Raw genomic sequence first — 25,824 nt, 5'->3', positions numbered from 1 at the left:
CTTTTGCAACCGGATCCGGCCTACTGGTTGTAACGCGTAATCAACACTCTTAGGCTTCGGGCATCTTTGGAGATGCCCGATGCCCCTTCGCTATTTCATCAAACAACTTTTACTGCCGCCCGGCATTCTTTTGCTGCTGTTGCTGGCCGCCTGGTGGCTGCGCCGCTCGCGGCCGCGTCTGGCGGGTGTGTGTTTTGCCCTCGGTTTTGGCGGCCTGTGGCTGATGAGCCTGCCGGTGGTCGTGCAGTGGAGCGCCAAGGCGCTGGAACGAGAGCCGCCGCTGGCGCGGCAGGAATGGGCAACGCTGGCGCAACGCGCCGATGCGATTGTGGTGCTGGGCTCGGGGCGTGAGCGCGGTGATCTGGCCTGGGGCGAAGACCAGCCGACCGGCGTCGGCCTTGAGCGCCAGCGTTACGCCGCACGCTTGGCCAAGGCCTCGGGCCTGCCGATTCTGACCAGCGGCGGCCTGCATTACGGCACGCCCCCGACCGAGGCGAAGTTGATGGCGGATTCGTTGCGTGATGACTTCGACGTGAGCGTGCGCTGGCAGGAAGGCGAGAGCCGCACCACATGGGAGAACGCGAAGATGACGGCAGATATTCTCTTGCCGCAGGGGATCAAGCGCGTCGTCGTGGTGACGCAGGCGTGGCACATGCCGCGTGCGGTGTGGAGCTTTGAGCAGGCGGGTTTTGAGGTGGTGCCGGCACCGGTGGGTTTCCTCGGTACCGATAACGCACGGCCATTTGGCGGCTGGCTGCCGGAGTTCAAGTCGATCTGGCAGAGCGGGCAGTTGCTCAATGAAGCGGTGGGGCAGGTGGGGTATTCGTTGTTTTACCGCTGAAGATCATTGTGGCGAGGGGATTTATCCCCGATGGCGCGCGTAGCGGCCCCTCTCTTACCTTCAGAAGAGGGGACTGCTGCGCACTCCAGCGGGGATAAATCCCCTCGCCACATTTCTCAGAGGGTCTTCGACATGCGGCTGGCCATCAGCGCCCAGCCAAACAGCAGCAGGCACAACACGATCAGCGGCCACGAACGCCATTGCAGATATGGCGTCAGGTCGTGCATCGGCACCACTTCGCCATACAACACGCCTTGTTCGAACTGCGGAATCTGTTCGGTGATCTGCCCGAACGGATTGATCAGGCCGGTAACGCCGTTGTTGGTCGCGCGGATCATCCAGCGTCCGGCTTCCAGCGCGCGCATCTGCGCCATCTGCAAATGCTGCAGCGGGCCGATGGACGTGCCGAACCAGGTGTCGTTGCTGATCGTCAGCAACAGATCACTGCGTGCCGACAGGCCAGCGGCGAATTCCGGATAGACCACTTCGTAGCAGATAAACGGTGCGATCTGGTAACCCTTGGCTTGCAAGAGCGCTTGATCCGACGGGCCGCGCGCGAAGTCCGACATCGGCAGGTCGAAGAACGCGATCAAACCGCGCAACACATCCTGCAACGGCACGTATTCGCCGAACGGCACCAGTTTCTGCTTCAGGTAAGTGCCGTCGCCTTCGCCGACCACGGTGATGCCGTTGAAGAAGCGCCGTTCGTGATGCACGGTCTGGCGGATCGGCACACCGGTGATCAACGCTGATTTACGCTCGGCGGCGAAGTTGCCCATCATCGTCAGGTAGCCCTCGGCGGACTCCTTCAACACCGGCACGGCGGTTTCCGGCCAGATCAGCAGATCGACCGGTTTGGAGCGGAAACTCAGATCACGGTACAGCGCCAGTTGCGCGTTGAGCTCGGCCGGGTCCCATTTCATGCTCTGCGCGACGTTGCCCTGAATTGCGGCCACGGTCAGCGGTGCGCCGGACGGGCTGGTCCACGCGTGGCCTTTGAGGGCGATGCCTGCTACCCAAGGCCCCGCCAGAAGTACCACACCGGCCGCGATGAAACCCTTGCGTCGCGCCTGCAACAAGCGCGACGCGTTGTAGATCAGCGCTGCGGTAAGTGCCAGAACAAACGATACCAGCCACATGCCGCCCACCGGAGCGAGCCCGGCCAGCGGGCCGTCGAGCTGGCTGTAACCGGAATAAAGCCACGGGAAACCGGTAAGGAACCAGCCGCGAAACGCTTCCTGGCCGACCCACAGCGCAGCAAAGGCCAAGGCATCTGCCAGCGGTGCTTCGTTACGCCGCAACCAGCGCGCCCACAGCCACGCGGGCAGGGCGAAGAACCAGGCAATCGCCGCGGTGAACAGCAGCATCAGGAACCCGGCGAGCAACACCGAAGCGCCACCAAAGTGGTGGATGCTGTAATAGATCCAACTGGTGCCGGCACCGAACAGGCCGAAGCCGAAGCACCAGCCACGGCCGAGCGCCTGACGCGGGCTCAGCTCACGCAAACCGGCGTAGAACAAACCGACCGCGAGCAAAGCCAGCGGCCAGATGTTGAAAGGTGCCAGAGCGAAGGTGGTAATTGCACCGGCCGCCACGGCCAGCAGGTTACCGGGCCAGCCGGGGCGGGTTGTCCAGCGCATTTCAGTCCTTAGAATTAACGAGCGATAGGCGTCAGTCGCAGCAAATGAATCCGACGGCTGTCGGCGTTCAGGATGCGGAAACGATAAGCGCCGATTTCAGTGGTTTCGTTGCGTTTTGGCAAGTGGCCGAACGCGCTCATCACCAGACCGCCGACGGTGTCGAACTCGTCGTCGGAGAACTCGCTGTCGAAGAACTCATTGAAGTTCTCGATCGGCGTCAGCGCCTTGATCAGGAAGTCACCGCTGGGCAGCGGCTTGATGTAGCTGTCTTCTTCGACGTCGTGCTCGTCCTCGATGTCGCCGACGATCTGCTCGAGCACGTCTTCGATGGTCACTAGACCGGCGACGCCGCCGTACTCGTCGATGACGATCGCCATGTGGTTGTGGTTGGCGCGGAATTCACGCAGCAACACGTTCAGACGCTTGGACTCCGGCACGAAGGTGGCCGGGCGCAGCAGGTCCTTGATGTTGAAGCTGTCGCCGTTCTCCTTGAGGATCAGCGGCAGCAGATCCTTGGCCAGCAGCACGCCCATCACGTCGTCGTGGCTTTCGCCGATGACCGGATAGCGCGAGTGGGCCGAGTCGACCACGGCAGGGAGGAATTCGCGGGGTGTCTGGGTCGCCTTGATGCTGATCATCTGCGAGCGCGGCACCATGATGTCGCGCACTTGCAGGTCAGCCACCTGGATGGCGCCTTCGACGATGGCCAGCGCTTCGCTGTCCAGCAGTTTGTTCTGATGTGCATCACGCAGCAGCTCGAGGAGCTCCTGACGGTTCTTCGGCTCGTGGGCAAAAGCCTGGGTCAGTTTACCCAGCCATGACTTCTGCCCGTTGCTCGATCGATCTTCGCTCATAGCGATTACTCTGAATCCTTTGTTGTAACGATGGGGGAGTGTTCGGTTTCGTCATCCGCGTACGGATCGGGATAGCCCAGTTCAGCAAGCAACTCGCGTTCCAGTGCTTCCATTTCTTCGGCTTCGTCGTCATCTATATGGTCGTAACCGAGCAGATGCAAGCAACCGTGAATGACCAGATGTGCCCAGTGGGCCTTTAGTTCCTTGCCCTGCTCGGCGGCTTCGCGTTCGACCACGGCCACGCAGATCACCAGATCGCCGAGCAGCGGAATATCGAGAAACTCGTCAGGCACTTCCGCCGGGAACGACAACACATTGGTCGCGTAGTCCTTGTGGCGCCAGGTGTGATTGAGCTCGCGGCCTTCTTCCTCGTCGACCAGACGAATGGTCATTTCCGAATCAGCGCTGCGCTGGCGCAGGGCCAGTTCGCACCACTGGCGGAACTCGGCTTCACTCGGCGCGCTGGCCTCGGTGGCGATTTGCAGATCCAGCTCAAGCATCGCGCGAGGCTTCCTTCGCAGCTTCGGCACGGGTCTCGAAGCGCTCGTAGGCCTCGACGATCCGCTGCACCAACGGGTGGCGCACGACGTCTTTGGGCTGGAAATGGGTGAAGCTGATGCCCGGCACGTCTTTGAGCACTTCGATCACATGGTGCAGGCCGGACTTGGTGCCGCGCGGCAGGTCGACCTGAGTGATGTCGCCGGTGATCACGGCGGTGGAGCCGAAGCCGATGCGCGTGAGGAACATCTTCATCTGCTCGACGGTGGTGTTCTGGCTCTCGTCGAGAATGATGAAGCTGTTGTTCAGCGTACGACCGCGCATGTAGGCCAGCGGCGCGACTTCGATCACCTGTTTCTCGATCAGCTTGGCGACGTATTCGAAACCGAGCATTTCGTACAGCGCGTCGTAGAGCGGGCGCAGGTACGGGTCGATCTTCTGCGACAGGTCGCCGGGCAGGAAGCCGAGTTTTTCCCCCGCTTCGACCGCCGGACGCACCAGCAGGATGCGGCGGATCTGCTCGCGCTCCAGCGCATCTACCGCGCAGGCCACGGCCAGATAGGTCTTGCCGGTACCGGCCGGGCCGATGCCGAAATTGATGTCGTTGCCGAGGATTTCCTTCACGTAGCGCTGCTGATTCAAGCCGCGTGGGCGAATCATGCCTTTCTTGGTGCGCAGGGCGACGGTCGCTTCGGCAGGGGCCGGGTTGTCGATATCTGCTGATTCCTGAATGAACAGGTGCACCAGGTCTGGCGACAGCTCGGTACCCTTAGTTTCGCGGTACAGGCGGCGCAGCAGGTTTTCCGCGGACGTGGTGAGTTTTGGATCGCCAATCAACTCGAACTGGTTTCCGCGATTGCGGATCTCGATGGCCAGGCGCTGTTCGATCAAGCGCAAATGCTCGTCGAATTGCCCGCACAGATTGGCGAAGCGGCGAGCCTCAAAAGGCTCGAGGAGAAAACGATGTGGTTCGATGGGTGCGTTCAAGGTCGTATTTAGCCGCCCTGGGGCAATTAGGATGAAATCAAGGATAACGCCAGTGGCGTGGGTGCGAAAGCTCTTAAATATCTCAGCCGATCAGCGCCGCTGCGCTTTACCTGTGGGAGCGAGCCTGCTCGCGAAGGCGGCGACACATTCAAAATTGATGTGTCTGACAGACCGCCTTCGCGAGCAGGCTCGCTCCCACAGGAGAAATGCGGCGTTATTGAATTAAAGAACCACGCAGTGAGTGCGGTTGCGCGGCGTCGATGTGCACGTCGGCGAACTGGCCGATCAGAGTAGGATTGTCGCAGCGAAAGTTGACGATACGGTTATTCTCGGTGCGGCCCTGCAGCTCGCCCGGGTCTTTCTTCGAGTAATCGGTCACCAGAATGCGCTGGATCGAACCGACCATTTGTCGGCTGATTTCGAAGCCCTGCTGATTCAAACGATGTTGCAGCGCGTTCAGACGTTCTTTCTTCAATTCTTCCGGGGTGTCGTCGGCCAGATCGGCAGCGGGCGTGCCCGGGCGCTGGCTGTAGACGAACGAGTAGGAGAAATCGAAGCCGACATCGGCAATCAGCTTCATGGTCTGCTCGAAGTCTTTCTCGGTCTCGCCCGGGAAGCCGACGATGAAGTCCGAACTGATGCAGATCCCCGGTACGGCGGCGCGCAATTTGCGCAGCTTGGATTTGTACTCCAGCGCCGTGTGGTTGCGCTTCATCGCCGCGAGAATTCGGTCCGAGCCCGACTGCACTGGCAAGTGCAAGTGCTTGACCAGTTCCGGCACTTCGGCGTGGGCCTGAATCAGGCTGTCGGAGAACTCCAGCGGGTGCGACGTGGTGTAGCGGATGCGGTCGATGCCATCGACAGCGGCGACCACGCGAATCAGCTCGGCCAGGTCGGCCAGGCGACCGTCGTGGGTCTGGCCGCGATAGCCGTTGACGTTCTGCCCGAGCAAGGTCACTTCACGCACGCCGTGTTCGGCCAGGTGAATGATTTCCGCGATCACGTCGTCGAACGGTCGGCTGACCTCTTCGCCACGGGTATACGGCACCACGCAGAACGTGCAGTACTTGCTGCAACCTTCCATCACTGACACATAAGCGCTCGGGCCGTCGATACGCGGCTCCGGCAGGTGGTCGAATTTTTCGATTTCCGGGAACGACACGTCGACCTGCGGCAGCTTGCTGCTGCGCGCGGCGTCGATCATTTCCGGCAGACGGTGCAGGGTCTGCGGGCCGAACACCACGTCAACGTACGGAGCGCGATCGCGGATCGCCGCCCCTTCCTGACTGGCCACGCAACCGCCGACGGCGATGACCATATCGGGGTTGGCCAGCTTCAGTTCGCGCCAGCGGCCGAGTTGCGAATACACGCGGTCTTGCGCGCGTTCGCGGATCGAGCAGGTATTGAGCAGAATCACGTCGGCGTCTTCCGCGCGAGCGGTGACTTCCAGGGCCTGATGTTCGCCCAGCAGATCGACCATGCGCGAGCTGTCGTACTCGTTCATCTGGCAACCGTGGGTTTCGATGTAAAGCTTCTTGGCCATGGATTCGGGTCGTCACGTGATTCAAAGAACCGCGCATTATAGGGAACAAGCCATCAGGTTCCTACCGCTGTGCGTCCGGTGGCTATGCTATAGTTCGCGCCCTCATTTTTACCCCGATGTTATCCGCCCGCCATGACCAAACGCGAAGCTCCAATCTACAAGGTGATTTTCCTCAACCAGGGCCAGGTGTTCGAAATGTACGCCAAGCAGATCTATCAAAGTGATCTGTGGGGTTTCCTGGAAGTTGAAGAATTCGTCTTTGGCGAGCGTACGCAAATGGTCGTCGATCCGAGTGAAGAGAAGCTCAAGGCGCAATTCGAAGGCGTGGTGCGCAGCTTTGTACCGATGCATTCGATCGTGCGCATCGACGAAGTGGAACGTCTGGGCACGCCGAAAATCAGCGAGGCCCGGGGCGCGGTCGGCAATGTCATGCCGTTTCCGATGCCGATGCCTGAGAAGTAAGCACAGCTTTGGATTTGGAATGATGTTGTGGCGAGGGGATTTAGCGAAACGTCGCACCGCCCCGCTCGGCTGCGAAGCAGTCGCAATCCATCCAGCAATATGTGTCAGACAGAACCGGGTTGCAGGGTTTGGGGCTGCTTCGCAGCCCAACGGGGATGAATCCCCTCGCCACAGGTCATCTCCCCAGCCTTTAGGGCAGTGGGGAGAATGGCGTGCGCCCGTCGGCGTTCTGCAGTTCCATCAGGTATTTGCGGAAAATCTGCCCGAGCACCTGAGTGGCGGTTTCGAGATCTTCGCGGGACATTTTTTCCGAGACTTCGTCAGCCGTGTCCAATGCCTCTTCAGCACCGTTGACCGCTGCCATCTTCAGCACGATGTAGGCCTGGATATTGTTGGCCTGCACGCCTTCGCCGTGGAAGAACATGCTGCCGAGCTTGAATTGCGCCTGGGCGTGGCCTTGCAGCGAGGCCTTTTCGAAATAGCTCAGGGCTTGATTGAGGTCGCGCGGCGCGTTCTTGCCGTCGTAGTAGAACTCACCCAACTCGTACTGCGCTTGCGCGTCCCCTTCGTCCGCCGCTTTCTGGCAGGCGGCCAATGCCTGCGTGACGTCTTGCGGCTGAGTATTGAGGGTGCAACGACCCATCGCCGGGATCAACAACGAGTTGCCGCCTGCTTGTGCATGCGCGAGCAGGGGCTGAAGGAGCAACAGGCAGCCCAATGCAAGGGTGCGGCCGGTGCGGTTCATGGGAATCGACTTACCTCTGAAGGGCACGCGGACCCGTCGAGGGATCCAATAAGCGCGCATTATGAAATAAGCAGGGCCAACCTTACAAAGTCTTTACTCGTTTTTCTGCTGCGTGGGGAATATATCGCCCGATTCAGGCAGGATTTTCGCAGACGCGTCGGAAAAACCGAGCGGATGTAGGCGAAAGCTGACGCTGGCGATAGCCAACGTCAGCGGTACGGCGATTATTTCAATGCGGCGAAGGCACGCTCGGCGGCGTCCAGCGTCAGTTGCAATTCGGCTTCGCCATGGGCGATCGAGGTGAAACCGGCTTCGAAAGCGCTCGGCGCCAGGTACACGCCACCTTCCAGCATCAGGTGGAAGAAGCGACCGAACATTGCTGCGTCGCTGGCCATCACGTCGTCGAAGGTGACGATGTCGTCGGCGCCGCTGAAGTACAGACCGAACATGCCGCCGGCCTGAGTGGTCACGAACGGGATGCCCGCAGCATCGGCACGCTGTTGCAGACCGTCGAGCATGCGCGCGGTGTAGTCGGTCAGTTCGGCGTGGAAGCCCGGGCGGCTGATCAGACGCAGGGTCGTCAGGCCGGCAGCCATCGCCAGCGGATTACCCGACAACGTACCGGCCTGATACACCGGGCCCAGTGGGGCGATGCGCTGCATGATCTCGCGCTTGCCGCCGAAGCAGCCCACCGGCATGCCGCCGCCGATGATCTTGCCAAATGTGGTCAGGTCCGGCGTCACACCGTAGTGCGCCTGGGCACCGCCGAGGGCGACGCGGAAACCGGTCATCACTTCGTCGAAAATCAACACCACGCCGTGCTTGTCACACAGCGAACGCAGGCCTTCGAGAAAGCCCGGCGCTGGCGGCACGCAGTTCATGTTGCCGGCGACCGGTTCGACGATGATGCACGCCACGTCCTCGCCCACTTCGGCGAGCATCGCTTCAACCGCGTCGATGTCGTTGAACGGCAGGGTCAGGGTGTGTTTGGCGAACGCTGCCGGCACGCCGGCCGAGCTCGGTACGCCCTGGGTCAGAGCGCCGGAACCGGCCTTGACCAGCAGGCTGTCGGAGTGGCCGTGGTAGCAGCCTTCGAATTTGATGATGCTGTCGCGACCGGTGTAACCACGGGCCAATCGGATCGCGCTCATGGTCGCTTCGGTGCCGGAGCTGACCATGCGCACCATGTCCATCGACGGCACCAGCGAGCAGACCAGATCGGCCATCTCGGTTTCCATCGACGTCGGCGCGCCGTAGGACAGGCCGTGTTGCAGCTGATTGCGCACCGCGTCGAGCACGTCCGGATGGCTGTGGCCGAGGATCATCGGCCCCCACGAACCCACGTAATCGACATAACGCTTGTCATCTTCGTCGGTGACGTAAGCGCCTTCGGCGTGTTTGAAGAACAGCGGGGTGCCGCCGACGCTCTTGAACGCGCGCACCGGCGAGTTGACGCCGCCGGGGATGTGTTTCTGAGCATTGGCAAACAGGGTTTCGGAACGAGACATGATCGGGCTCTCAAATCAGATTTTCAGAAGTTCGTTGAAGGCGCGGGCGCGGCGGGTCACTTCGGCGCTGCTCTCGGCGCCGAACAAACCGTGGATCACGGCGAGCAGATCGACACCGTGCTCGACCAGCGGCGCGGCGTTATCGAGGGTGATGCCGCCAATCGCGCAGACCGGCAAGTGCAGCGTGCGTTTGGCTTCGTCGAGCAAGTCGAGGCTGCAACTCGGCGCACCGGGTTTGGTGGTGGAATTGAAGAAGCGGCCGAAGGCGACATAACTCGCACCTTCTTTGGCGGCTTGTTCGGCCAGAGCTATTTGCCCATGGCAGGTCGAACCGATGATGGCTTTCGAACCGAGCAGGGCGCGGGTCGGCGACAGCGGGCCGTCGGTCTGGCCCAAGTGCACGCCGACGTTGAGGCGTGCGGCCAGCTCGGCGTCATCGTTGATGATCAGCTGCGTCTTGTAGCGCTCGCACAGGTTGCGCAACGCCTCGGCCTCGCGCAGACGGCGGGCCTCGTCGCTGCTCTTGTCGCGGTATTGCAGCAGGGTGACGCCGCCGTCGAGCGCCGCCTCGACGTAAGACAGAAACTTGCCGGCCAGCAACTGGCTGTCGGTAATGGCATACAGGCCACGGAGTTTCATCGGGCAGACCTCACGACGTTACGAGCAGAAATCCAGCGGCAGGCGACGCGGCACGAACTGGCCTTTGCCCAGTTGTTCGGCATCGCGCAAAGTGCGCCAGGTGTAATCCAGCGCACTGCGCACGGCACTGGCCAGGTGTTCGCCCTGAGCGAGTCGCCCGGCCAAAGCGCTGGCCAGCGTGCAACCGGAGCCGTGATAGCTGCCCGGCAGGCGTTGGCAGATAAAGGTTTCGCGCAGGCCGTCGCGGCTGTACACGCGGTTGTGGATTTCAGTTTCGTCGCCATGGCCGCCGGTAATCAGCAGGTTTTTGACGAATGGCAGGAGTTTTTCCGCGCACTCGTCGGCCGTGCCTTCGGGCAGTTCGGCGAGGATGCGCGCTTCAGGAAGATTGGGCGTGGCAATGATCGACAGCGGCAGCAGACGTTCGCGCATCGCGTAGCCGACCTCGTCCTTGCCCAGGCGTCCGCCGCCGCCGGCACGCAGCACCGGGTCGCAGACCACTGGCAGGTGCGGGTGCGCCGAGAGCAGTTCGACCACGGTGTCGACCATCTCCAGCGAACCGAGCATGCCCAGTTTCACTGCGGCGACTTCGGAGTCGTTGAGCACGGCGTTGGCCTGGGCCAGTACCCACTCACGGTCGAGGACGCGGAAGTCAGTGACATTGACGGTGTCTTGCACGGTCAGGGCGGTGACGGCCGGAGCCGCATGGCAACCCTGCGCGAGCAGGGCTTCGATATCTGCCTGCAAGCCGGCGCCACCACTGGGATCGTGGCCGGAGAGACAGAGGACAACGGGGCGGGAGCTGTAGATATTCATGGTGCGCGAGCTTACCACCAAAGCTGATTTTGGGGTGTGGGTGGCAGAGCAAGATAAATGCAGGAGCTGCCGGAGGCTGCGATCTTTGACGTTCCTGACCATTCCAACAGCTCTATCTCGGTGCTTTGCCCTGGAACGCCCGTTCTAGAGCTGTTGTAGGAAAAATTTCCATGGTGCTCAATGGCCATCAACGGCTATGCTAGGCTGGATCCAAACAATCACAGGTAATACCGGTTTTACGTCTACTCAAAGGGAATGGGGGGCTTCCTGACACAACCGGACGAGCCACGCTGGGGCTTCAATGCGCTATTTGCTGATGTTGCTGTTCTGCTTGCCCCTTATGGCGAGCGCCGTCGAATTCGACGAATTCACCCAGAGCCTGCCACTGGGCCGATCGCTGCAAGTGTTCGAAGACCCGAGCGGTCAGGCGACGATTGCCGACGTCCGTGCGCAAGACGCCGCCGGCCAGTTCAAAGCCCACGACAAAGCCACGCTCAATGCCGGTTACTCGCGTTCGGCGTTCTGGCTGAAGATCGACCTGCATTACCGCCCGAGCAACCCGGCCGCCCAGCGCACCTGGCTACTGGAACTGGCCTATCCGCCGCTTGATCACCTCGACCTTTACTTGCCCGACGCCAGTGGCGCCTACCGACTGGTGCGCCAGACCGGCGATGCCTTGCCTTTCGCCAGTCGCGAGATCCGCCAGAACAATTACCTGTTCGACTTGCCGTTCAAACCGGATCAACAGCAGACGCTGTACCTGCGACTGGCCAGCGAAGGCTCGATCCAGGCGCCGGTGACGTTGTGGTCGAGCACCGCGTACCTCGAAGACCAACCGGTGCGCCTGTATGTGCTCGGCATCATTTATGGCGTGCTGCTGGGGATGCTGGTCTACAACCTGTTCATCTACCTGAGCGTGCGCGACACCAGTTACCTCTATTACATCTTCTATATCGGCTCGTTCGGCCTCTATCAATTGTCGGTGAATGGCGCGGCGGTCGAGTATTTCTGGCCGGACAACCCATGGTGGGCCAACGCCGCGACGCCATTCTTCATCGGTTGCGCCGGGCTGTTCGGCAGTCAGTTCGCCCGCAGTTTCCTGCAGACCAAGACCCACAGCCCCTGGCTGGATCGTTTGCTGATCGGCCTGATTGCCTTCAGTGCGCTGGTGATCAGCCTGTCGCTGATGACCAGTTACGCCCTGGCCCTGCGCCTGGCGACCACACTGGCGCTGACCTTCACCGTGGTGATCTTTGCCGCCGGGATTCTTGCCTGGTGGCGCGGCCTGCGCGTGGCGCGTTACTTCATCATCGCCTGGTCGGCGTTCCTGCTCGGCGGCATCGTCAACACGCTGATGGTGCTGGGGCTGCTGCCCAACGTGTTCCTGACCATGTACGCCAGCCAGATCGGCTCGGCGATCGAGGTGGCGCTGCTGTCGCTGGCGCTGGCCGATCGCATCAACGCCATGCGCGAACAACAGGCGCAGACCTTGTTCGACGCCGGGCAGAAACTTGAAGTGCTCAACCAGCAACTGGCCCACAGCAACAAGCTCAAGGATGAATTCCTCGCCACGCTGACCCACGAACTGCGCACGCCGATGAACGGCGTGATCGGTTCGCTGGAGCTGATGCAGACCGTCGACCTCGATCCCGAGCTTGAGCAATATCAACAGACCGCCGCCGGTTCCGCCCGCGACATGATGCGCATGGTCAATGGCATCCTCACGCTCACTGAGTTGCAGGCCGGCAAGCTCAAGGCGACGCCGGGCAGTTTCAGCCTGCGCGCAGTGGTCGAGGCGTTGCGCGTGCAGTTCGAAGGTAATGCAGCGAGCAAGTCGCTGGACTTCAAGGTAGAGGTGCTGCCGACCCTGCCGGATCGCTTGCTCGGCGACAGCGCGAAACTGGCGCAGTGCCTGGAATGCCTGCTGGACAATGCGATCAAGTTCACCCGCGTCGGCGGGTTGGCGCTGCGCGTCACCGGGCGGCCGTCGGCGGATGAGCGCATGGCGCTGTCGTTTGCGGTGATCGACACCGGTATCGGTTTCACTGATCTGGGCGAGGCGACCCTGTATCAGCGTTTCTTCCAACTCGATGGTTCGATGACTCGCGAATACGGCGGCCTCGGTGTTGGTCTGGCGATCTGTCGGCAACTGGTCGAATTGCTCGGCGGCAAACTCACCCATCGCTCCGAGCCGGGACGCGGCAGCCGCTTCCAGCTTGATGTCGAATTCGAACTGCCGGTGATCGAAGCGCCTGCGGATCAGCCGACCCGCGATTGCATTCGTGCGCCGCAGGACTGCACGGTGCTGCTGGTGGACGACAACAGCGTCAACCAACTGGTGATGCGTGGCATGTTGCTCAAGCTCGGTTTCCGCGTGCGCAGCGCTGATAACGGCGCCGCGGCGCTGGACTGCCTGCAACGGGAAAGCTTCGATGCGGTGCTGATCGATTGCCAGTTGCCCAGCCACGAAGGCGCATCGCTGTGCTGCCAGATCCATGCATTGCCAGGCTGCGCGCATTTGCCAGTGTTCATGTTGGCGCTGAGCGCTGACCGCGAGCAATGCGCCCCGGGCGCGCCTATCGACTATCTGCACAAACCGGTGAAATTCGAGGATCTGCAGGCTGCGTTGCAGCGCCGCGTGCTCAGTTGCTGATGGGGTAAAAGCGCCGCAAAAACGGCGCCTATGACACTTTGTTCAAAAAAGCACCAGTGCTTAACTGGTGCCATTGCTGAACACGGAGCGCCGTCATGAACCTGCATCAGTTCGCCGAAACCCACGAAGTCACCAATCAGCCGCCGTCGCTGGACGGCAGCAACCTGTACCGCATCGACCTGCCGCTGCGGGAGTGGTCGCGGCGTTTTGGTGCCGGTTGGGCCGAGTCGCGCATCGATGCCTATGGCGCACTCGCGGGTGGGCCTTTGATGGAGGCGGGGTTTCTCGCCAACCAGAACAAACCGGTGTTTGCCAGCCATGATCGCTACGGCCATCGCATCGATCTGGTCGAGTTTCACCCGGCTTACCACGAGCTGATGCGCACGGCGATCGAACATGGCCTGACCTCGCTGCCTTGGGCACACCCGCAGGACGGCGCGCATGTCGCCCGCGCTTCGATGACCTATCTGCACAGCCAGGCCGAGGCCGGCAGTGGTTGCCCGCTGACCATGACCTTCGCCAGCGTGCCGGCCCTGCGCTTGCAGCCGGAGCTGGCTGAGCAGTGGCTGCCGAAAGTCCTCGCCACCGAATACGATCCGCGCAACGTCGGCATGGCGCACAAGGCCGGCGTGACCATCGGCATGGCGATGACCGAGAAGCAGGGCGGCACCGACGTTCGCGCCAACACCACCAAAGCCTATCCGGTCGGCGCCAGCGGCCCGGGTCAGGCCTATGAACTGGTCGGGCACAAGTGGTTCTGTTCGGCGCCGATGTGCGACGCCTTCCTGACATTGGCGCAAACCGACAAGGGTTTGAGTTGCTTCCTGCTGCCGCGACATCGCCCGGACGACACGCGCAATCAGTTCTACATCCAGCGTCTGAAAAACAAACTCGGCAACCAGTCCAACGCCTCCAGCGAAGTGGAGTTTCGAGGGGCGCTGGCGTGGATGATCGGCGAAGAAGGGCGCGGCGTGCCGACCATTATCGAGATGGTGGCGATGACCCGTTTCGATTGCATGGTCGGCTCCAGCTCGCTGATGCGCCAGGCACTGACCCAGGCCAGCCATCACTGCGCGCACCGCAAGGTCGGCGGCAAACTGCTCAGCGAGCAGCCGCTGATGCAAAACGTACTCGCCGATCTGGCGCTGGAGAGCGAAGCGGCGTTGGCGCTGAGTCTGCGCATGGGCAAGGCGCTCGATCATCTGAATGATCGCCACGAAGCGCAGTTCGCGCGGCTGGTGACGGCAGTGGGCAAATACTGGATCTGCAAGCGCGCGCCAGGAATGATCAACGAAGCCGCCGAATGCATGGGCGGTGCTGGATATGTCGAGGACAGCATCCTGCCGCGCCTGTACCGGGAAGCGCCGGTGAATTCGACGTGGGAAGGGTCGGGGAATGTGCAATGTCTGGATGTGCTGCGCGCATTATCGAAGGAGCCGGGTGTGTTGGATGTGCTGTTCAGCGAATTGGGCGATGGCCATGGCGACAAGCGTCTCGCCGCACATATCCAGCAGTTGCAGGCGCAGTTCAAGGACACCAGTGACATTCAGTATCGGGCGCGGCAGTTGACCGAAGACATTGCCCTTGGATTGCAGGCCAAACTGTTGCTGGAGGCTGGGAATTCCGTGGTCAGCGATGCCTTCATTGCCAGCCGTCTGAGCGGTAGCGGTCGCGTCTACGGCGCGTTGCCGCGTGGGCTGGACGTTGAAGCGATCGTCGCCCGCTCGACTCCACAGCTTTTCTGACCCACCTCAAATCTCCCCCTGTGGGAGCGAGCCTGCTCGCGAAAGCGGTGTGTCAGTCGACATCTTTATTGGATGATCCACCGCATTCGCGAGCAGGCTCGCTCCCACAGGGGACATCATTGGTCTGCAGATTTAAGTATCGCCACAACGCCACTGTTCCCGTGCGTCCACGATGCAGGCAAGATGAAGCTCTGCAAGTCAGAACACAGGAAGCTGATCGTGACCGAAGCGTTTATTGTCGTTCAAACCGCTGAACAAGCCGTGGATCGTCTGGCCGAGCTGCATGAGCGGGCCACCACTGCGCTGAATTCTGCCCTCAAGCGTTACCTCAAGGACCGCGTCGAACCCGACGCCGAACAGCGTGCTCTGTTTCGTTATCCCGAACTGCGTCTGACCTACCACTGCCAGGGCGAAGTGCCGCAGACCACCCGCGCTTACGCCAAGGTGCAGTTGCCGGGCACTTACAGCGTCACCGTCACCCACCCGGCGGCGTTTCGCAAATACCTGCTCGAACAACTGACGCCGTTGATGCACGACTTCACCGTGACCGTCGAAGTCGGCGTCAGCCAGCAGAACATTCCGTATCCGTATGTGGTCGAGCAGGGCGATGAACTGGCCGGTTCCGGCGTCACTGCAGCGGTGCTGGCGCGGGTGTTCCCGAGTACTGACCTGTCCGCCGCCACCGATGGCATTGCCGACGGCCTCTACGACTGGGAAAACACCGATCCGCTGCCACTGGCGCTGTTTGATGCGGCGCGCGTGGATTTCTCGCTGCGCCGGCTGGTGCATTACACCGGCAGTGACTGGCGCCATGTGCAGCCGTGGATTCTGCTGACCAACTATCACCGCTACGTCGATCAGTTCATCGTTCATGGTCTGGAGCAGTTGCGCCGCGACCCGCGGTTCGTGCGCATGGTCCTGCCGGGCAACGTGATCATCGAGAAGAGCATGGACCACGGCGAAGCCTCGGCGATTGCCGCCGGTGTGGTCTGGCACCGTTACCAGATGCCGGCCTATCACCTGATCGCCAGCGATGGCCACGGCGTGACGCTGGTCAACATCGGTGTCGGCCCGTCCAACGCCAAGAACATCACCGATCACCTGGCCGTGCTGCGCCCGCATTGCTGGCTGATGATCGGCCACTGCGGCGGCCTGCGTCAGTCGCAGACCATCGGCGACTACGTGCTGGCTCACGCCTACATGCGTCGCGACGGCATTCTTGATCGTGTGGTGCCGCCGAATATTCCCATCCCGGCACTGGCCGAAGTGCAGCTTGCTCTGCAGCAGGCGGCGGCGAATGTCACCGGCGAGAAGGGCGACGATCTGAAGAAGCGCCTGCGCACCGGCACGGTTCTGACCTACGACGACCGTAACTGGGAACTGCGCTGGGCTCAGGAGCGGCCGCTGATCAACCTGTCCCGCGCGGTGGCGGTGGACATGGAAAGCGGCACGATTGCAGCGCAAGGTTATCGCCTGCGTGTGCCTTACGGCACGTTGCTCTGCGTTTCGGACAAGCCGCTGCACAGCGAAATCAAACTGCCGGGCTCGGCCAACGCCTTCTATGAGCGTGCGGTCAGCCAGCATTTGAAAATCGGCATCGAAGCGGTGGATCTGCTGCGTACCGAACTCAACTCGCTGCACTCGCGCAAACTGCGCAGCTTCGACGAGCCGCCGTTCCGTTAACGGTTAGTCGTGGTCATTTGGCGGTCGGGGCACTAGCATTGTCAGCCCTGATCGCTAAATGTTCTGTCTCTTATGTCCCGTCCCCCGCGTCCACCTTCCCGCCGTCCCGGCGTGAAGCCTCAGTCTTCTGCCCCGCGCCGTGTTGCCAAGGCACCACCGGCCGAGCCGAAACTGATCCTGTTCAACAAACCCTTCGATGTGCTGACGCAATTCAGCGACGGTGAAGGGCGGGCGACACTCAAGGATTACATCGATGTGCCGGGGATTTACCCGGCCGGACGTCTGGATCGCGACAGCGAAGGCTTGTTGCTGCTGACCAACGACGGCCAGTTACAGGCGCGCATCGCCGATCCGAAACACAAACTGGCCAAGACCTATTGGGTGCAGGTGGAGGGCGAGCCGACGGCCGAGCAGTTGCAGCGCCTGCGCGATGGCGTCGAGTTGAATGACGGCATGACCCTGCCCGCCGAAGCGCGGCAACTGGCTGAGCCGCAGTTATGGCCGCGCAATCCGCCGGTACGCTTTCGCGCGACCATACCGACTTCGTGGCTGGAACTGGTAATTCGCGAAGGGCGCAACCGGCAGGTGCGGCGCATGACGGCAGCGGTCGGATTGCCGACGTTGCGTCTGGTGCGGGTCAGGATTGGTGACTGGACGATTGAAGGGCTGGATCAGGGCCAGTGGCAGGAAGTACCAGCGCGCTTATAAGGCGCCGGATTCGATCAGGCCGATCACCACACTCTTGATGATGAACGCGGCTACGCCCAGGCCCAGCACGAAAAACAGAATGAACGAGCCGAACCGCCCGGCCTTGGACTTCTTCGCCAGATCCCAGACGATGAAACCCATGAAAATGATCAGGATGCTGACCAGACCGGTCATCATCCACTCTTCGAACAGTGCTGGATCCATTGGCGATCTCCGGCGCGGACAGGGCTGAAAGGGCGGCGGCGAGTATACGCCATGGTCGGATGGCGGGGCATTGATCTGCGTCGCCTGTGCCGGCCCCTTCGCGAGCAGGCTCGCTCCCACAGGTTGAAATGCATTCCCCTGTGGGAGCGAGCCTGCTCGCGAAGCGATTTCAGCTACGCAAATGAGTCAGCGGCAGTTCGGTGCTGTTGAGCACCTGGTTCAGCACAAAACTCGACCGCACGCTGGTGACCCCCTCGATCCGGGTCAGATGCCCCAGCAGCAATTTCTGGTAGTGATCCATATCCGGCACCACCACTTTCAACTGGTAGTCAGCATCCACTCCGGTCACCAGACTGCACTCCAGCACTTGCGGCAATGTGCGGATCGCCGCTTCGAAATTCTCGAAGCGTTCCGGCGTGTGCCGGTCCATGCCGATCAGCACATACGCGGTCAGGCTCAAGCCGAGCATCTTGCGATCGAGCAGCGCCACCTGGCGCGAGATATAGCCATCGTCTTCCAGTTGCTTGACCCGGCGCGAGCAAGGCGAGGGCGACAGACCGATACGCTCGGCCAGTTCCTGGTTGGAGATACGGGCGTCGCGCTGCAATTCCGCCAAAATACTCAGGTCATACCGGTCGAGTTTGCTCATCAATCTGTCCTTGGTCGTAACTATTGCGGCGGATTATCTATCCAGGGTTAAAAATTGCGCAAGCAGTGTTTAATTGAGCAATTTTCGCAATCCTCTGTCGCGGCTTCAGGCCTATTCTTATCACCAGAATCACTGCTCGGTAACACAGTCCACGCGGCCCGCCCAATCAGGCCCGCCGCGGCCGCCACCCCCACCGGGGATGTGCCGGCCCCCGAGCTGCACACTGTCCAGAAGACGGGGTGAAGTGAGCCGACGTCAAAAGCGTCGAGCCAGGACGAAGTTCTCCAGAAGGGAGGCCGACGGGTCTCCCTTTTTTCTTGCCTGCGATTTCATGTTGGCGCCTCAATAAATAAGTCGCGCGACTGATAACCTGTTGCAGAACCCGGTGGGGCTGTTTCGAGTCTCAGCAACAAGCCCTGCCAACGACAGGCTCCCGCAGTGAGGAAAAGCATGAATTCGCGCATCTGGCGTCTGGCCGGTGTTGGTTTGCTGTGTGTGGGTGTCGGTGCGCAAGCGCTGGCCGATGAGCCGCAGATTCGTGGGCCGGGCAACGGGCCGCAGAACGACGGGATCATCCGTGGCGACAACAGCCGTCAGTTCGAGCACAACGGCCAGCCGCATAACAATGACGGTCAATGGCAGAACCGCAACCGTGCCGATGAGCGTCCGCAACCGCCTCGCCAGCCCGGTAATAACCTGCCGATCCAGCCGCGACCCGACGCCGTGCGCCAGACCCAGGAACCGCGTCAGGGTTACTACCGCGACGAGCGCCCGCAGAACGGTTACCACAATCAGCAATGGCAGACGCAGCCGCGTCCCGATGACAACCGCTGGCCGGGACGGCCGAACGGTCATGGCAATGGCTGGGGTCCTGGCCCGCAGTATCGTCCGGGCCATGTGATCGACCGTTTCCCGGATCGTGATTACCGCGTGCCGTATCGCGGTCAGGATTACTTCTATTCCGGCGGCTACTGGTATCGCCCGCAAGGCCCGCGCTACATCGTCGTGCAACCACCGCGCGGGATCCGCATTCAGTATTTGCCGGATTACGCCCGTGAAGTGTGGATCGGCGGCTCGCTGTTGTTCCTCGCTGCCGGCTCGTATTACGCCTATCAAGAGGCGACGCAGGATTACGTGGTGGTCGAGCCGCCGCTGCAGCAACCGCCGCAACCGCAAGCTCCGGGCTATGACGTCGAAGCCTATCCGGCCAACGGCCAGTCACCGCAGCAGGTGCAGCAGGACGGTTACCAGTGCTCGCAGTACGCGGTGCAGCAAAGCGGTTTCGACCCGCGCGCCGCGACCTATCAACCGGCACCCGAAGTGGTTCAGGCCTATCGCCAGGCGCAGGGCAACTGCCTGAGCAGTCGCGGTTATCAGGTCAATTACTGAGTGCGGGCGGCGAGCACTACTTCCTGTGGGTCAGCGTGCACCAGCACTTCGGCCTTCGGATAGGCCTTGTGAATCGCCGCCGCCGCTTGGTCGCTGATGCCATGGGCGACTGACAGGGTCAGTTCGCCCGGCAATTCCAGGTGCAATTGCACGAACCAGTGGTTGCCGGAAATCCTCGTGCGCAGGTCATGTGCACCGAGCACCCCCGGCACGCTGCACGCCAGTTCGAGCATGTGCTGGCTGACATCGGTCGGCAGTTCCTCGTCCATCAGCACCGAAAAACTTTCCCGGGCGATCTGGATCGCACTCCAGAAAATGTACACGGCGACTCCCAGCCCGAACCACGCGTCCAGTTGCGCAAAACCCATCGCGGCCAACACCAGCGCGATCAGGATGCTGCCGTTGAGCAGCAGGTCCGAACGGTAATGCAGTGAGTCGGCACGCACGGCGTTGGAGCCGGTCTGCTTGATCACCCGGTGCTGCAACATCAGCAGCGCGGCCGTCAGCAGCAGGGAAAACACGATCACACCGATGCTCAGCCACGGTGCGCCAAGCGGTTCCGGTGTCTGCAAGCGTTGGTAGGCCTGAAACGCGATCAACACCGCGCTGCCACCGATGAACAACGCCTGGGCCATGCCCGCCAGCGATTCGGCTTTGCCGTGGCCATAACGGTGATCATCATCCGCCGGGCGCAAGGCGTAATGCACTGCCAGCAGATTGAGCATTGAAGTGACGCCATCCAGCGCCGAGTCGGTGAGGCCGGCGAGCATGCTCACCGATCCGCTGAGCCACCAGGCAATCGCCTTGGCGACGATCAGCGTGCAGGCGACCGCCACCGAGGCGCGGGTCGCCAGCCGCAGCAGGCGGGCGTGTTCGGGGCTGGAGGTCATTGAACGTCCTTATTCAAGCGGCCGGTTGCAGGCCGAACATCGCCAGTTGCTGAGTGCTGCCCTTGTGCTGGATCAGGCGCGGATCATCCAGAGGGAAATCTCGGCCCAGCTCGCTCTCGAGAATCGCCTGCAACTTTTGATTGTCGACCCGTCCATCCGGGCCAATGGCTTGCTTGAGCTTGGCCGGATCGATCTGCGCGGTGTGGCCCGGTTCGAAATAGATCGCCCCGGTGGCGAAGTCGACGGCAAACGCGATCAGCCCGGGAATGATGTAGAACAGCAGGCCGACGGCATCGAGCACGGCAATCGCCGGGTCGATCTTGCCGTCGATCTGGCCACGCCGGTCTGGGTAGAAAATCGAACCGCACGCCGACAGTTGCGTGAGCAGAGTGGCAACCAGAACACCGCCGATCAGGCGAGAGGGTAAGCGCATGGAAATGTCTCCTGAGTCATCAAATAACGAAGCTTCGTCTTGTGAAGTTAAGACCCTGACGAACGCCCGGCAGTTCGCCGTTATACTCGGCCCTCTGTTTGGGAGCCAGCATGATTTCTTTGCCGATCGACGATGTTTTACCCGCCCTGCGTGAAGCCCTCGCGTCACGCCACGAAGCCGTGCTCGAAGCACCGCCCGGCGCCGGTAAAACCACCCGCGTGCCCTTGGCCTTGCTCAACGAAGCCTGGCTGGCCGGGCAGACCATCGTCATGCTCGAACCCCGACGTCTGGCTGCGCGGGCGGCGGCGGAGCGTTTGGCCAGCGAGCTCGGCGAGCAGGTCGGTGAAACCGTCGGCTATCGCATCCGCCTCGACAGCAAGGTCGGCCCGAAGACGCGTATCGAGGTGGTCACCGAAGGCATCCTCACCCGGCGCTTGCAGGACGACCCGGCGCTGGAAGGCGTGGGCCTGCTGATCTTCGACGAATTTCATGAACGCAGTCTCGACGCCGATCTGGCGCTGGCCCTCAGTCTGAACGGTCGCGAGCTGTTTCGCGCTGAACAGCCGCTGAAGATTCTGCTGATGTCGGCCACCCTCGAAGGCGAACGCCTGGCGGGCTTGCTCGATGACGCGCCGATCCTGCGCAGTGAAGGGCGCATGTATCCGGTGACGATGCGCTGGGGCCGGCCGTTCCAACCGGGTGAATACATCGACCAGCGCGTTACCCAAACCGTACTCGAAGCGCTGCACGACGAGACCGGCAGCCTGTTGGTGTTCCTGCCGGGACAGGCGGAGATCCGTCGCGTACATCAGCAACTGGTCGACGCAATCGGCGAGCGCAAAGACGTTCTGCTGTGCCCGTTGCACGGCGAACTCGACCTCAATGCGCAACGTGCAGCGATCGATCCGGCGCCGCCCGGTCAGCGCAAAGTGGTGCTGGCAACCAACATCGCCGAGACCAGCCTGACCATCAACGGCGTGCGCGTGGTCATCGATGCCGGATTGGCGCGGGTGCCGCGCTTCGACCCGGGCAGCGGCATGACCCGCCTCGACACCCAACGCATCTCCAAGGCCAGCGCCACCCAGCGTGCCGGCCGCGCCGGGCGACTGGAGCCGGGCGTGTGTTATCGCTTGTGGTCACAGGATCAGCACGAACAACTGGCGGCTTATGGCAGCGCGGAAATTCTCTCGGCGGATCTGGCCAGCCTCGCTTTGCAACTCGGGCGCTGGGGCGTGACGCCGGGCGAACTGGTCTGGCTCGACGTGCCACCCGCCGCCGCGTATGCCCAAGCGCAGGATCTGCTGCAACGCCTCGGCGCCTTGCACGGCGACACGCTGACGGCCCACGGCCAGGCCATGGCCGAACTGCCGGCGCATCCGCGCATCGCGCATTTGCTGTTGCGCGGTCAGGCATTGGGGCTGGCGGCGATGGCCTGCGATGTGGCGGCGCTGCTCGGCGAGCGCGATATCCTGCGCGGCGCTGGCGCGGATCTGCACAGCCGGTTGGTCCTGCTTTCCGGCGAAGAACGTGCCGGTCGTGGCGCGCAGGGCGGGGTGCAACGCGCCCGGCAATTGGCTCGGCAGTATCGCGGCTACTTGCGCGGCAAGCCGAGCGAACCGGTAAACGATCCCGAGCATCCGCGCTGGCTCGGCGCGCTGCTGGCGCTGGCCTACCCGGATCGCGTCGCCCAGCAACGGCGTGCCGGTGGGGCCGAATACCGTTTGGCCAACGGTCGCGCGGCGCTGTTCGCTGAGGCCGATAGCCTGATGAAGCACGAGTGGATTGTTATTGCCGACCTCGGCAGCCGTCAGGGCCAGCGCGAAGAACGCATCTATCTGGCGGCGGATTTCGATCCGGCGCTGTTCGATTCGGTGCTCGCCGAGCAAGTGCGCAGCGTCGATCAACTCGATTGGGATGAACGCGAGGGCGTGCTGCGTGCCGAGCGCCAGCGCAAGGTCGGCGAGCTGATTCTCAGTCGCGAACCGTTGACCGGTCTGGATGAAAACGCGCGCAGTCAGGCGCTGGTCAATCTGGTGCGGCGCAAAGGTCTTGAGTTGTTGCCGTGGACGCCGGAACTGCGCCAGTGGCAGGCGCGGGTGGCGCTGTTGCGTCAGCTCGATCTGAACACTCAGGACGACAGCCAATGGCCGGATGTCAGCGATGCGGCATTGTTGAATACCCTGGAAGACTGGCTGATGCCGTATCTGGGCAAGGTCTCGCGGCTCAGCCATTTCGCCAACCTCGACCTGTCGAGCATCGTGCGTAATCTGCTGCCGTGGCCGCTGCCGCAGAAGCTCGACGAACTGGCGCCGCATCATTTGAGCGTGCCGTCGGGGTCATCGATTCGTCTGGATTACAGCGAACATCCGCCGATTCTCGCGGTGCGTTTGCAAGAGCTGTTTGGTCTGGCCGATACGCCACGAATCGCCGGCGGCCGGCAAGTGGTCAAGCTGCATCTGCTGTCGCCAGCGCGGCGGCCGGTGCAGGTCACGCAGGACCTGGCCAACTTCTGGCGCAGCACCTATGCCGAGGTGAAGAAGGATCTCAAGGGGCGATATCCCAAGCATTATTGGCCGGACGATCCCTTGGTCGCCGAAGCCACGGCGCGGGCGAAACCACGCGGCACCTGACCCGCAATGGCTGCGCGCCATTAGCCCATCCGTGCTAATTGCCCTTGGTTGTTCCGGCTCGCAAAATCGCCGCCTGAACAATAACAGCCTTGTTGCCTGGCAACTTGCGCCCAAGGAACGGAACTGCCCATGACCACTTTTTTCAAGCTGAAGAAGTTGATCTTCTTGTCGGCTGCGCTATTGGCCGCCTCCAGTTCGGCCATGGCCGAAGAGCCCGATCCGATTGGCGACTGGTGGATTATCTACGGCAACGGCGTGCCCCAGAAAAACATCATGTACGTCGCCGATGCGACGTCGGTGGTGCCTTCGCAGAAAACCAAAGGCGCGACCATGGTCGCGGTGACGCTGGTGTATGAAGAACCCGGCAAACCGATGATCGACGTCTACAACCTCGAAGCCCAATGCTCTACGGGCAAGGTGCGTTTTATCAATGGCCAGTCCATCGAGCGTCTCGCCTACACCATGCGTCATCTTAAAGTTGCCAACCAATGGCAGACCCCGAAAGAGTTCTGGGTCCAGCAAGCGCTGAAGTTTGCCTGCGCCCCTGGCAGTCGCGCGAAAAACGACATGGCCGCCGTGGGCAAGATGGAATACCTGCAGATGATCGAGATGCTGCAGCAGATGTTTTTCAAGCTCGCGCCGATCCAGCAAAAGAGCCAGATGATGGACAACATCGACAGCCTGCTCGAACTGAAGAAATAAGCCGAGGCATCCAATGACTTACACACGTTTATGGCTGGCAACCCTGCTGGCAGGATTGCTCTTGAGCGGCTGTTCCACTATCGCGCAAAGCCGCTGGGAAGGCCGTGATATGCAGGAAGCACTGGACCTGTTCGGCACGCCCGACTCGATGGCAAAGGAAACCGGCCCGAACGGCGAACCCTTGGCCGTACTGACCTGGCACAAGTCCGCGAGCTGGACCTCCACCGAAGCGGCCGGCACTTCGATGACCCATACCGGCAATGGCATGGTGTACACCGAGCACTACCAACAGGTCGGCCACAGTTCTACCTGCAAGTTGCAGGCGAAGATCAATCAACAGAAGAAGATCGCCCAGTTCCTGATTGAAGACGGGCGAATACTGCATGGCAAGTGCGCCAATGTCCGCTATGTTCCGGGCTACGTTCCGCCCGGCTTATAAGGGCAAAGCGCTCAGGGCGCAGCGGGCAGGAGGAACCGCGCAATCACCGGCAAGTGATCGGAGATGCGCAGGGTATCGTCCTGCCGCACCTGCGCTTGCAGGCGTTTGAGCTTCGGGCTGTAGAACAGATAATCCACTGTGCGATCCGGGCCGTTGAGGCCGGGGTCGTTGGGGTAATGGGTCAGCCATTTGGCCCGATCGATACCGCCGGCCTCGTTGTTGGTCGGGATCATCGGGTACTTGTCCCACAGCAGATGCAGTTCGCTGTCGGCAGAGTAGGGCGTGCGGCGCTCGACCGGCAGGCGTCGATACTGGCCCAGCGGCAGCAGATTGAAGTCGCCACCGATCAGCCACGGCAGGCCTTGGCTTTCATACTTGTCGAGCACCTTGGCCACGGCAGCCACTTGCGCCTGCACGTTGCCGTCCGCCTGGCTGGCGCGCTGCAAGTGGGTGTTGAACACGGTCAGTTGTCCGCCATCGCTGAGCGGCAGTTTGACTGCGAGCAAAGCGTCTTTGGGCTGGAACTGGCGGCTGATGAAGTTGCTCGGGGCCACGGGCAGTTGCAGGCGTTCGGCGTGTTCGATGCGATAGCGGCTCAGCGTGGCCAACTGGCGGCCGACGCTGCCGTAGATATGTGGCTCGGGGACGAAATCGGCTTTCCAGTCGAAGGCGCTGGCACTGCACGGATACAGGTCGGCGACGCGTTCCTGCAACAGCTTTAGCTGATTCTGGTAGTCACTGGCCTTGGCGCCGTCGTCGAGCTCCTGCAACAGCACCACATCCGGTTGTTCGTCACGGATCACCCGCGCTACTTCGTCGAGGCTGAAGGCCATGTCTTCGGCGGTCGGCGCTTCATCGTCGCCTTCAGCCAGATCATTCCAGAACACGTAGCGCTTGCCGGCGAGGAACTGCACGTTCCAGGTCATGACTTTCAGTGCTTGCCCGGGCACCAGTGTCGGCGCGGTGGTGCCGCAACTGACCGGCAGGGTTTCGCGGGCATCGGGGCGCCAGGTCAGGCTGAACAGCAGCACACCGCACAGGACGACGGCGAGGATGACGAGGAGCAGGGTGTAGCGCAGCAGACGGGTCATGGCTCGGCTTATAGCGTTACAGAAAGTGGCCCCGAGCATACCTGACGGCAGCGGCGAAGCCCAAGCACGGCGCGG

The 25,824-nt window shown here is 61.8% G+C and carries 24 protein-coding genes; 10 read left to right on the top strand and 14 right to left on the bottom strand.

What is annotated here, in order from left to right; translation table 11 throughout:
* Nucleotides 1-79 precede the first annotated feature (79 nt).
* Entirely contained in the window at nt 80-841 is a 762-nt protein-coding gene (locus tag ACYSTU_RS21495; RefSeq protein ID WP_123443277.1) for a YdcF family protein, read from the top strand.
* A 116-nt stretch (nt 842-957) separates the two neighbouring features.
* Here ACYSTU_RS21495 and lnt read toward each other — a convergent pair whose 3' ends face one another.
* The 5 genes from lnt to miaB all read right to left on the bottom strand — a co-directional run bounded on the left by lnt (nt 958) and on the right by miaB (nt 6,363).
* The gene (lnt, locus tag ACYSTU_RS21490; protein ID WP_016773040.1) at nt 958-2,481 is read right to left on the bottom strand and encodes an apolipoprotein N-acyltransferase; all 1,524 of its coding nucleotides are present in this window, start codon (nt 2,479-2,481) and stop codon (nt 958-960) included.
* A gap of 14 nt (nt 2,482-2,495) precedes the next feature.
* Entirely contained in the window at nt 2,496-3,335 is an 840-nt protein-coding gene (locus ACYSTU_RS21485) for a CorC family transporter (protein ID WP_122610970.1), read from the bottom strand.
* Between the two features lie 5 nt (nt 3,336-3,340).
* Nucleotides 3,341-3,835, bottom strand: a complete 495-nt coding sequence (ybeY, locus tag ACYSTU_RS21480; RefSeq protein WP_016773042.1) for an rRNA maturation RNase YbeY — start codon at nt 3,833-3,835, stop codon at nt 3,341-3,343.
* On the bottom strand, nt 3,828-4,820 hold the full coding sequence (locus ACYSTU_RS21475) for a PhoH family protein (RefSeq protein ID WP_016773043.1): 993 nt from the start codon (nt 4,818-4,820) through the stop codon (nt 3,828-3,830). Before ACYSTU_RS21475 ends, ybeY begins: the two co-directional genes overlap by 8 nt.
* 214 nt (nt 4,821-5,034) lie before the next feature.
* Nucleotides 5,035-6,363 (bottom strand): tRNA (N6-isopentenyl adenosine(37)-C2)-methylthiotransferase MiaB, encoded by a 1,329-nt coding sequence (gene miaB / locus ACYSTU_RS21470; protein ID WP_016773044.1) that lies wholly within the window; start codon nt 6,361-6,363, stop codon nt 5,035-5,037.
* 132 nt (nt 6,364-6,495) lie between these two features.
* Between miaB and ACYSTU_RS21465 the strand changes: the two genes are divergently transcribed.
* Nucleotides 6,496-6,825 (top strand): DUF1820 family protein, encoded by a 330-nt coding sequence (locus ACYSTU_RS21465; RefSeq protein ID WP_016773045.1) that lies wholly within the window; start codon nt 6,496-6,498, stop codon nt 6,823-6,825.
* Nucleotides 6,826-7,015: 190 nt separating this feature from the next.
* On the opposite strand, the gene ACYSTU_RS21460 is transcribed toward ACYSTU_RS21465, so the two are convergent.
* From ACYSTU_RS21460 to ACYSTU_RS21445, 4 genes are all read right to left on the bottom strand, one after another.
* The gene (locus ACYSTU_RS21460; protein WP_016773046.1) at nt 7,016-7,570 is read right to left on the bottom strand and encodes a tetratricopeptide repeat protein; all 555 of its coding nucleotides are present in this window, start codon (nt 7,568-7,570) and stop codon (nt 7,016-7,018) included.
* A 224-nt stretch (nt 7,571-7,794) separates the two neighbouring features.
* The gene (hemL, locus tag ACYSTU_RS21455; RefSeq protein WP_016773047.1) at nt 7,795-9,078 is read right to left on the bottom strand and encodes a glutamate-1-semialdehyde 2,1-aminomutase; all 1,284 of its coding nucleotides are present in this window, start codon (nt 9,076-9,078) and stop codon (nt 7,795-7,797) included.
* A gap of 15 nt (nt 9,079-9,093) precedes the next feature.
* Nucleotides 9,094-9,717, bottom strand: coding sequence for a thiamine phosphate synthase (gene thiE / locus ACYSTU_RS21450; protein ID WP_024014437.1), 624 nt, complete (start codon nt 9,715-9,717; stop codon nt 9,094-9,096).
* Nucleotides 9,718-9,735: 18 nt separating this feature from the next.
* Nucleotides 9,736-10,533: a hydroxymethylpyrimidine/phosphomethylpyrimidine kinase gene (locus ACYSTU_RS21445; RefSeq protein WP_007909650.1), complete on the bottom strand. Its 798-nt coding sequence runs from the start codon at nt 10,531-10,533 to the stop codon at nt 9,736-9,738.
* 301 nt (nt 10,534-10,834) lie between these two features.
* Between ACYSTU_RS21445 and ACYSTU_RS21440 the strand changes: the two genes are divergently transcribed.
* The 4 genes from ACYSTU_RS21440 (at nt 10,835) to ACYSTU_RS21425 (ending at nt 17,322) form a co-directional block, all read left to right on the top strand.
* On the top strand, nt 10,835-13,186 hold the full coding sequence (locus tag ACYSTU_RS21440) for a 7TM diverse intracellular signaling domain-containing protein (RefSeq protein WP_499001484.1): 2,352 nt from the start codon (nt 10,835-10,837) through the stop codon (nt 13,184-13,186).
* A gap of 95 nt (nt 13,187-13,281) precedes the next feature.
* Nucleotides 13,282-14,931 (top strand): acyl-CoA dehydrogenase family protein, encoded by a 1,650-nt coding sequence (locus tag ACYSTU_RS21435; protein ID WP_499001482.1) that lies wholly within the window; start codon nt 13,282-13,284, stop codon nt 14,929-14,931.
* Nucleotides 14,932-15,114: 183 nt separating this feature from the next.
* A complete protein-coding gene (gene amn / locus ACYSTU_RS21430; protein WP_016773051.1) occupies nt 15,115-16,614 on the top strand; it encodes an AMP nucleosidase in 1,500 nt (499 codons plus the stop codon).
* Between the two features lie 72 nt (nt 16,615-16,686).
* A complete protein-coding gene (locus ACYSTU_RS21425) occupies nt 16,687-17,322 on the top strand; it encodes a pseudouridine synthase (RefSeq protein WP_016773052.1) in 636 nt (211 codons plus the stop codon).
* Here the strand turns inward: ACYSTU_RS21425 and ACYSTU_RS21420 are convergent.
* Nucleotides 17,317-17,526, bottom strand: coding sequence for a DUF2788 domain-containing protein (locus ACYSTU_RS21420; protein WP_016773053.1), 210 nt, complete (start codon nt 17,524-17,526; stop codon nt 17,317-17,319). The genes ACYSTU_RS21425 and ACYSTU_RS21420 overlap by 6 nt on opposite strands.
* A 169-nt stretch (nt 17,527-17,695) precedes the next feature.
* Nucleotides 17,696-18,175, bottom strand: a complete 480-nt coding sequence (locus tag ACYSTU_RS21415; RefSeq protein ID WP_007909658.1) for an Lrp/AsnC family transcriptional regulator — start codon at nt 18,173-18,175, stop codon at nt 17,696-17,698.
* A gap of 450 nt (nt 18,176-18,625) precedes the next feature.
* Between ACYSTU_RS21415 and ACYSTU_RS21410 the strand changes: the two genes are divergently transcribed.
* Complete coding sequence (locus ACYSTU_RS21410) at nt 18,626-19,564, top strand: DUF6515 family protein (RefSeq protein ID WP_281875970.1); 939 nt, start codon at nt 18,626-18,628, stop codon at nt 19,562-19,564.
* On the opposite strand, the gene ACYSTU_RS21405 is transcribed toward ACYSTU_RS21410, so the two are convergent.
* Both ACYSTU_RS21405 and pmcY read right to left on the bottom strand, forming a co-directional pair.
* On the bottom strand, nt 19,558-20,454 hold the full coding sequence (locus tag ACYSTU_RS21405; RefSeq protein ID WP_499001477.1) for a cation diffusion facilitator family transporter: 897 nt from the start codon (nt 20,452-20,454) through the stop codon (nt 19,558-19,560). The two genes, ACYSTU_RS21410 and ACYSTU_RS21405, sit on opposite strands and share 7 nt — an antisense overlap.
* Nucleotides 20,455-20,467: 13 nt before the next feature.
* On the bottom strand, nt 20,468-20,887 hold the full coding sequence (gene pmcY / locus ACYSTU_RS21400; protein ID WP_217878869.1) for a periplasmic Zn2+ metallochaperone PmcY: 420 nt from the start codon (nt 20,885-20,887) through the stop codon (nt 20,468-20,470).
* 110 nt (nt 20,888-20,997) lie between these two features.
* Between pmcY and hrpB the strand changes: the two genes are divergently transcribed.
* The 3 genes from hrpB (at nt 20,998) to ACYSTU_RS21385 (ending at nt 24,658) form a co-directional block, all read left to right on the top strand.
* Nucleotides 20,998-23,517: an ATP-dependent helicase HrpB gene (gene hrpB / locus ACYSTU_RS21395; RefSeq protein WP_499001473.1), complete on the top strand. Its 2,520-nt coding sequence runs from the start codon at nt 20,998-21,000 to the stop codon at nt 23,515-23,517.
* A gap of 129 nt (nt 23,518-23,646) precedes the next feature.
* On the top strand, nt 23,647-24,219 hold the full coding sequence (locus ACYSTU_RS21390; RefSeq protein WP_207808211.1) for a hypothetical protein: 573 nt from the start codon (nt 23,647-23,649) through the stop codon (nt 24,217-24,219).
* A gap of 13 nt (nt 24,220-24,232) precedes the next feature.
* On the top strand, nt 24,233-24,658 hold the full coding sequence (locus ACYSTU_RS21385) for a hypothetical protein (protein WP_016773059.1): 426 nt from the start codon (nt 24,233-24,235) through the stop codon (nt 24,656-24,658).
* 11 nt (nt 24,659-24,669) lie between these two features.
* Here ACYSTU_RS21385 and ACYSTU_RS21380 read toward each other — a convergent pair whose 3' ends face one another.
* A complete protein-coding gene (locus tag ACYSTU_RS21380) occupies nt 24,670-25,749 on the bottom strand; it encodes an endonuclease/exonuclease/phosphatase family protein (protein WP_499001468.1) in 1,080 nt (359 codons plus the stop codon).
* Nucleotides 25,750-25,824: the final 75 nt, after the last annotated feature.

The organism is Pseudomonas glycinis (assembly GCF_054871425.1).
Note: the sequence above shows the minus strand (reverse complement) of the source record. Positions and strands in the feature narration are given on the sequence as shown.